Source organism: uncultured Nisaea sp., from assembly GCF_963974195.1.
Lineage (GTDB): Bacteria > Pseudomonadota > Alphaproteobacteria > Thalassobaculales > Thalassobaculaceae > Nisaea.
The window spans coordinates 41581-47727 of record NZ_CAXBDC010000023.1; the positions used below are offsets into that span (position 1 = coordinate 41581).

At 61.2% G+C, this 6147-nt stretch carries 5 protein-coding genes; all 5 read right to left on the reverse strand.

Annotated features, from left to right (window positions below):
* Positions 1-54: 54 nt before the first annotated feature.
* A complete protein-coding gene (locus tag AAC126_RS07440) occupies positions 55-903 on the reverse strand; it encodes an EamA family transporter (RefSeq protein ID WP_339851673.1) in 849 nt (282 codons plus the stop codon).
* A 196-nt stretch (positions 904-1099) separates the two neighbouring features.
* Complete coding sequence (locus AAC126_RS07445; RefSeq protein WP_339851676.1) at positions 1100-1468, reverse strand: hypothetical protein; 369 nt, start codon at positions 1466-1468, stop codon at positions 1100-1102.
* Entirely contained in the window at positions 1468-2328 is an 861-nt protein-coding gene (locus tag AAC126_RS07450; RefSeq protein ID WP_339851678.1) for a MoxR family ATPase, read from the reverse strand. Before AAC126_RS07450 ends, AAC126_RS07445 begins: the two co-directional genes overlap by 1 nt.
* A gap of 156 nt (positions 2329-2484) precedes the next feature.
* Positions 2485-5145 (reverse strand): alanine--tRNA ligase, encoded by a 2661-nt coding sequence (alaS, locus tag AAC126_RS07455; RefSeq protein ID WP_339851681.1) that lies wholly within the window; start codon positions 5143-5145, stop codon positions 2485-2487.
* A 325-nt stretch (positions 5146-5470) separates the two neighbouring features.
* Positions 5471-6147, reverse strand: a 677-nt coding sequence (gene recA / locus AAC126_RS07460) for a recombinase RecA (protein ID WP_339851684.1), incomplete at its 5' end; no start/stop codon positions are given.

Below are 6147 nucleotides of genomic sequence, written 5' to 3' on the forward strand. Positions count from 1 at the left end.
CAGCGTCCGCGCGAGGGGTCAAGTGCCCTGAAAGCGGCTTTGTGTGACAGACACTCAATGCCGTGCGGAACGCAGCAGGACAGCGCCGACCAGCGTCGTCATGGTCGAGATCACCTTCATCAGATCCAGCCTCTCCTTCAGAAAGAAGACCCCGATCAACAGTGCGAAGACGATGCTGGTCTCCCGCAATGCCGTCACCAGCGCAATCGGCGCCTGGGTGAAGGCCCAGGTGACCATCGCATATGCCGCAAAGGATGCACCGCCCCCGACGAGGAAAACCTTCTTTCCGCCTGACAGCAGGCGACCGAAGGTGCCGGGCGCACGCAGTGCCAGGAACATCACCATGATTATGCCATTACCGATGGAGAGCCAGGCATAAAACCCGAGCGAGGTGCCGGCCAGCCGTGCGCCTAGCCCGTCCACCAGGGAATAGGAGGCAATAAAACATCCCGTGGCAAGTGCCAGAGCAGCCGCTTTCCCGTTCCTCTGCCCGTCCGCACGCCGGACCAGAGTCAGGCTGATGATGCCTGCACCGATCAGAAAGACGGCGGACAGCTCCATGGAAGTCATCTGCACCCCGAGCACGGCGATAGACACCGCCGCCACGATCAGCGGCGCCGAGCCGCGGGCGATCGGATAGACCTGCGTCAGATCACCGGAGCTGTAGGAGCCGAGCAAAAAGAACTGATAGCCAACATGAAGCGCAATCCCGGCAAGGAGGTAGGGCAGTGCTTCGGCGGCAGGCAGTGGAACAAACGGCAGGGCTCCGAGGGCAAAGGGCAAATGCCCCAGCACGACAGCCGCCATCGCCATCAGCTTGTCCGAGCCGCTTTTGACGAGGGCATTCCAGCCGGCATGCAGAATGGCGGCACCAATCACGGCAATGAAAACGGTTGTAGGCACTGTCTGTCCGATCCTCTGGACCCGCAGGTCCGGCCGCTGTCTATTATTCATCTATACGTCTAGATGAATAATAGACAATAGGAACCACTGAGCCGCAATCGGAATCGTGACTGCTCTATGAATTTCCCAGCCGCAACGCTGGCTCTGGTAACAGAGTGCCTTTGGAAGAAGCGGTGATCGTCAGGCAAGGCAGCCGCTAGTTCAGCGCGGCCTGCAGCGCCTTTTGCTTCTCGAGGAGGTCAGTCGCAAGGGCACGGCCGCCATCTTCGGTGCAATGGTGGTTTCCGATCTCGGCCTGGTCCCGCGCCTTTTCCATCGATGCCTGGATGACCGACCATTCGATGGGGTCCGCACCGGCTTTCTCGGCAAGCTCCTTCACCTGCCTCTCGAAATAATCGACCTCTTCGGCAGGCCCGCCACAGAAAGGCACCGACGCCGAAATTTTCCCGGCCGCGCTCCCATATGCCTGCAACGCCGTCTTCAACGTGTCATCGGCAGCGCCTGCCGGTGCCACAAAAACAGCCAGCGCCAGCGCGGCGCCTAAAGAGCCCACAACCAGTTTCATTACCCCCGTCCCTCCCGGCGGGCCATGAATGCCAGCCGTTCAAACATATGCACATCCTGCTCGTTCTTCAGCAGAGCGCCATAAAGCGGCGGAATAATGTCCTTCTTGTCCTTGACACGCAGCGTCTCCGGCGGGATGTCCTCGACCACCAGCAACTTGATCCAGTCCAACAGCTCGGATGTCGACGGCTTTTTCTTCAGCCCCGGCACCTCGCGCACCTCGTAGAACGAAGTCAGCGCTTCACGCAGCAGGTTCTGCTTCAGCTTCGGGAAATGCACCTCGACGATTTCCGCCATCACCTCTGGCTCGGGGAAGCGGATGTAATGGAAGAAACAGCGGCGCAGGAAGGCGTCCGGCAGCTCCTTCTCGTTGTTCGAGGTGATGATCACGATCGGACGCTGTACGGCCTTCACCACTTGCTGCGTCTCGTAGACGAAGAACTCCATCCGGTCGAGTTCGAGCAAGAGGTCGTTCGGAAACTCGATATCCGCCTTGTCGATCTCGTCGATCAACAGGATCGACGGCTTTTCCGCCTCGAACGCTTCCCAGAGTTTACCGCGCACGATGTAGTTGGAGATATCGTGTACTTTCTCATCGCCGAGCTGGCTGTCGCGCAGGCGGGAGACCGCGTCATATTCGTAGAGGCCCTGCTGCGCCTTGGTGGTGGATTTGATGTGCCATTCGATCAGCGGCATGCCGAGAGCGCGGGCCACCTCATGCGCCAGAACGGTCTTGCCGGTCCCAGGCTCCCCCTTCACCAGAAGCGGGCGCTGCAGGGTGATGGCCGCGTTCACGGCGACCTTCAGATCCTCCGTCGCGACGTATCCGTCAGTTCCGGAAAAGCGTGACGTCTCGGTCATGAAAACTCCCTCGGGCAGTAAGGCGCCCGGCAATAATCCACTGCGGCGACAAGGAAAAGGCGCCCCCGAAGCGGCGCCTCCCAATTAAGGTACGGCGATCAGTCGCCTACTGTCGATGGCAAAGCCATCACTGATCAATGGCAAAGCCATGTCTGATCAGGCGAGTTTTTCCACAAGGGCGGCTTCGATGGCCGCGATCGCCGCCGGACCCGCCTCCGCATCGGGGCCGCCAGCCTGCGCCATATCAGGCCGGCCACCGCCCCCCTTGCCGCCAAGGGCTTCGGAGCCGACACGGACCAGATCGACCGCACTGACCTTGTCCGTCAGATCCGCCGTGACACCGACCACCAGGGATGCCTTGCCTTCGTCGTTGGAGACCACGACGACGACACCGGTGCCGATCTGCTGTTTCAGGCCATCCGCCACGCCTTTCAGCTCGCGCGCGGGCACGCCCTCGAGGGTACGGCCGGCGAATGTGACGCCCGCCACGTCCTTGGACTGGGCTTCACCCGCTTCGCCACCCTCGGCAAGTTTGCGGCGGAGATCCTGCACCTCACGCTCCAGCTTGCGGCGCTCTTCGATCAGGGTTCCAACCCGGTCCGGCAACTGGTCGACTGAAACCTTGGCGACTGTCGCCGCTGCGGTCAGCAGGCCTTCCCGGCCATCGACATAATCCATTGCCCCGGCACCGGTGACGGCTTCGATCCGGCGCACACCGGACGCAACCGCCCCTTCCGAGATAATGTGCAGCACACCGATATCGCCTGTCCGGTTCACATGGATACCGCCGCAAAGTTCAGTCGAATAATGCTGCTTGCCGGGATCGTCCGTCGCCCCGCCCATGCTGACGACCCGAACCTCGTCGCCGTATTTCTCACCGAACAATGCCATCGCACCGGCCTTGATGGCATTCTCCGGGTCCATCAGGGTGGTGCTGACTTCGCTGTTGCCCCGGATGCGCTCGTTCACTTCCGTTTCGACCGCCTTCAGCTCCATGTGGGACATGGCTTTCGGGTGGGAGAAGTCAAAGCGCAGACGCCCCGGTGCGACAAGCGAGCCCTTCTGGGTGACGTGCTTGCCAAGATGACGGCGCAGCGCTTCGTGCAGCAAATGGGTGGCCGAGTGGTTCGCCCGAGTGTGTCCACGGCGCGTGCCGTCGACGGAAAGCTCGACCGCGTCACCGACCTCAATGACACCCTCCGCCACTTTGGCGATATGGACCCAGAGATCGCCGACTTTCTTCTGCGTATCGGAGATGGTGATCTCGGCGCCGCCAAAAGTTTTCGCCGCCCCCGCATCACCGACCTGGCCGCCGGATTCACCATAGAACGGCGTCTGGTTCACGATCATGGAGAATTCAGCCGGTCCCTCGACCCGTTTCACCGGTTTGCCGTCCAGCACCAGCGCCTCGACCTGGCCTTCGGCATGTTCCGTATCGTAGCCAAGGAATTCGGTGGCGCCGCACTGCTCGCGCAATTCGAACCAGACCGTATCGGTCGCCGCATCGCCGGAGCCGGACCAGGCAGCCCGGGCAGCCGCACGCTGCCGTTCCATCGCCGTCTCGAACCCGTCCGTATCCACAAGACGGCCCTGACCGCGCAGGATGTCCTGGGTCAGATCGAGCGGGAAGCCGTAGGTATCGTAGAGCTTGAAGGCCACATCACCGGCCAGGGTTTCACCGTCGCCAAGCCGGGAAGTTTCGTCCTCAAGATGCTTCAGGCCGCGATCGAGGGTTTCCTTGAAACGGGTCTCTTCCAGTTTCAGGGTTTCCTTGATCAGGCTTTCCGCCCGGCCAAGTTCCGGGAAAGCATCTCCCATCTCCTTGACCAGAGCCGGTACCAGCTTCCAGACCAGCGGATCCTTGCAGCCCATGATATGGGCATGGCGCATGGCCCGGCGCATGATCCGGCGCAGCACATAGCCCCGGCCCTCATTCGACGGCAGCACGCCGTCGGCAATCAGGAAGCTGGAAGCGCGCAAGTGATCGGCGACCACCCGGTGGGAAATCTTGAAAGGCCCGTCCGGATCGACATTCGCCGCATGGGCCGAGGCCTCGATCAGGGCGCGCATCAGGTCGATGTCGTAATTGTCGTGCTGGCCCTGCAGGACGGCGGCGATACGCTCCAGCCCCATGCCTGTATCGATGGACGGACTCGGCAGGTTCACCCGATTGCCCGGCGCGATCTGCTCGTACTGCATGAAGACGAGGTTCCAGATCTCGATGAAACGGTCGCCATCCTCGTCCGGGCTGCCGGGAGGGCCACCCGGAATATCCGGTCCGTGATCGTAGAAAATCTCGGAACACGGACCGCATGGGCCGGTATCGCCCATCGCCCAGAAATTGTCCGAGGTGGAAATCCGGATGATCCGGTCGTCCGACAGGCCCGCGACCTTGCGCCAGAGCGCCGCCGCATCCTCATCCTCGTGATAGACCGTCACCAGCAGCTTGTCGGCGGGCAGGCCGTAGCGCTTGGTGATCAGGGTCCAGGCATGCTCGATGGCCTGTTCCTTGAAATAATCGCCGAACGAGAAATTGCCGAGCATTTCGAAGAATGTGTGATGCCGGGCCGTGTAGCCGACATTTTCAAGGTCATTATGCTTGCCGCCGGCACGCACGCATTTCTGCGAGGTGGCGGCGCGGTTGTAATCCCGGTGCTCCTGCCCCGTGAAGACGTTCTTGAACTGCACCATGCCTGCGTTGGTGAAGAGCAGCGTCGGGTCATTCCGCGGCACCAGGGGACTGGAGGCGACTTCGGCGTGACCGTTCTCAACGAAATAATCGAGGAATGTGCGTCGGATCTCGTTCGCGGTCTGCATATCGTCCCTCCGGACCGGCGGCATTTATCGGTTTGCCGCTGGAATAGCCGTGCCTTTCAACCCGCCGCACCATCGCGTCAGGCGGGCTCCGCTTTTACTGAAGAAGCCCCCGTCTGTCCAGCACGGGGGCTCAGGGAATCCGCCATTTTCCACTTGATAAAGACCTCACCCGGTACGCTCAGGAAAGCCGAGCGGCAACGATGCGTTCCAAGCGCACATAAAAGAAAACCCCGGCACCGAGACCGGACCGGGGTTTTCTGCTTTTAATCCGAAGCTAGTCCGGGGCGAAAACGCCAGCCCTTGAGCCGGGTTTTCCTAGCCTCAATCAGGCATCCTCTGCTGCTGCAGTATCGTCCGGCCCCTGCATCATCGCATCCGCGACCAAGCCCGCATTCTGCCGAATCTGCTGCTCGATCTGACCAGCGATTTCCTTGTTTTCGAGCAGGAACCGCTTGGCATTCTCCCGGCCCTGTCCGATGCGCTGACCACTGTAGGAGAACCACGCGCCGGACTTCTCGACGATCCCGGCATTGACGCCGAGGTCGAGGATCTCGCCATTCTTGGAAATGCCCTCGCCATACATGATGTCGAACTCGATCACCCGGAAAGGCGGCGCCATCTTGTTTTTCACCACCTTGACCCGGGTCTGGTTACCGACCACCTCGTCCCGGTCCTTGATGGCGCCGATCCGGCGGATATCCAGCCGCACGGAGGCATAGAACTTCAGCGCGTTGCCGCCGGACGTGGTTTCCGGGTTACCGAACATCACACCGATTTTCAGGCGAATCTGGTTGATGAAGATGACAAGGCAGCGGGATTTTGAAATCGAGGAGGTCAGCTTGCGCAGCGCTTGGCTCATCAGTCGGGCCTGCAGGCCGACATGACTGTCGCCCATCTCGCCTTCAAGTTCCGCCCGCGGCACCAGGGCCGCGACAGAATCGACAACCAGCACATCGATCGCGCCGGAACGCACCAGCGTATCGGTGATTTCCAGCGCCTGCT

Bases quoted from the DNA above. Each gene is read 5' to 3' on its own strand.
- AAC126_RS07450 (WP_339851678.1), bottom strand. From the start codon at position 2,328: ATGACCGAGACGTCACGCTTTTCCGGAACTGACGGATACGTCGCGACG.
- alaS (WP_339851681.1), bottom strand. From the start codon at position 5,145: ATGCAGACCGCGAACGAGATCCGACGCACATTCCTCGATTATTTCGTT.
- AAC126_RS07445 (WP_339851676.1), bottom strand. From the start codon at position 1,468: ATGAAACTGGTTGTGGGCTCTTTAGGCGCCGCGCTGGCGCTGGCTGTT.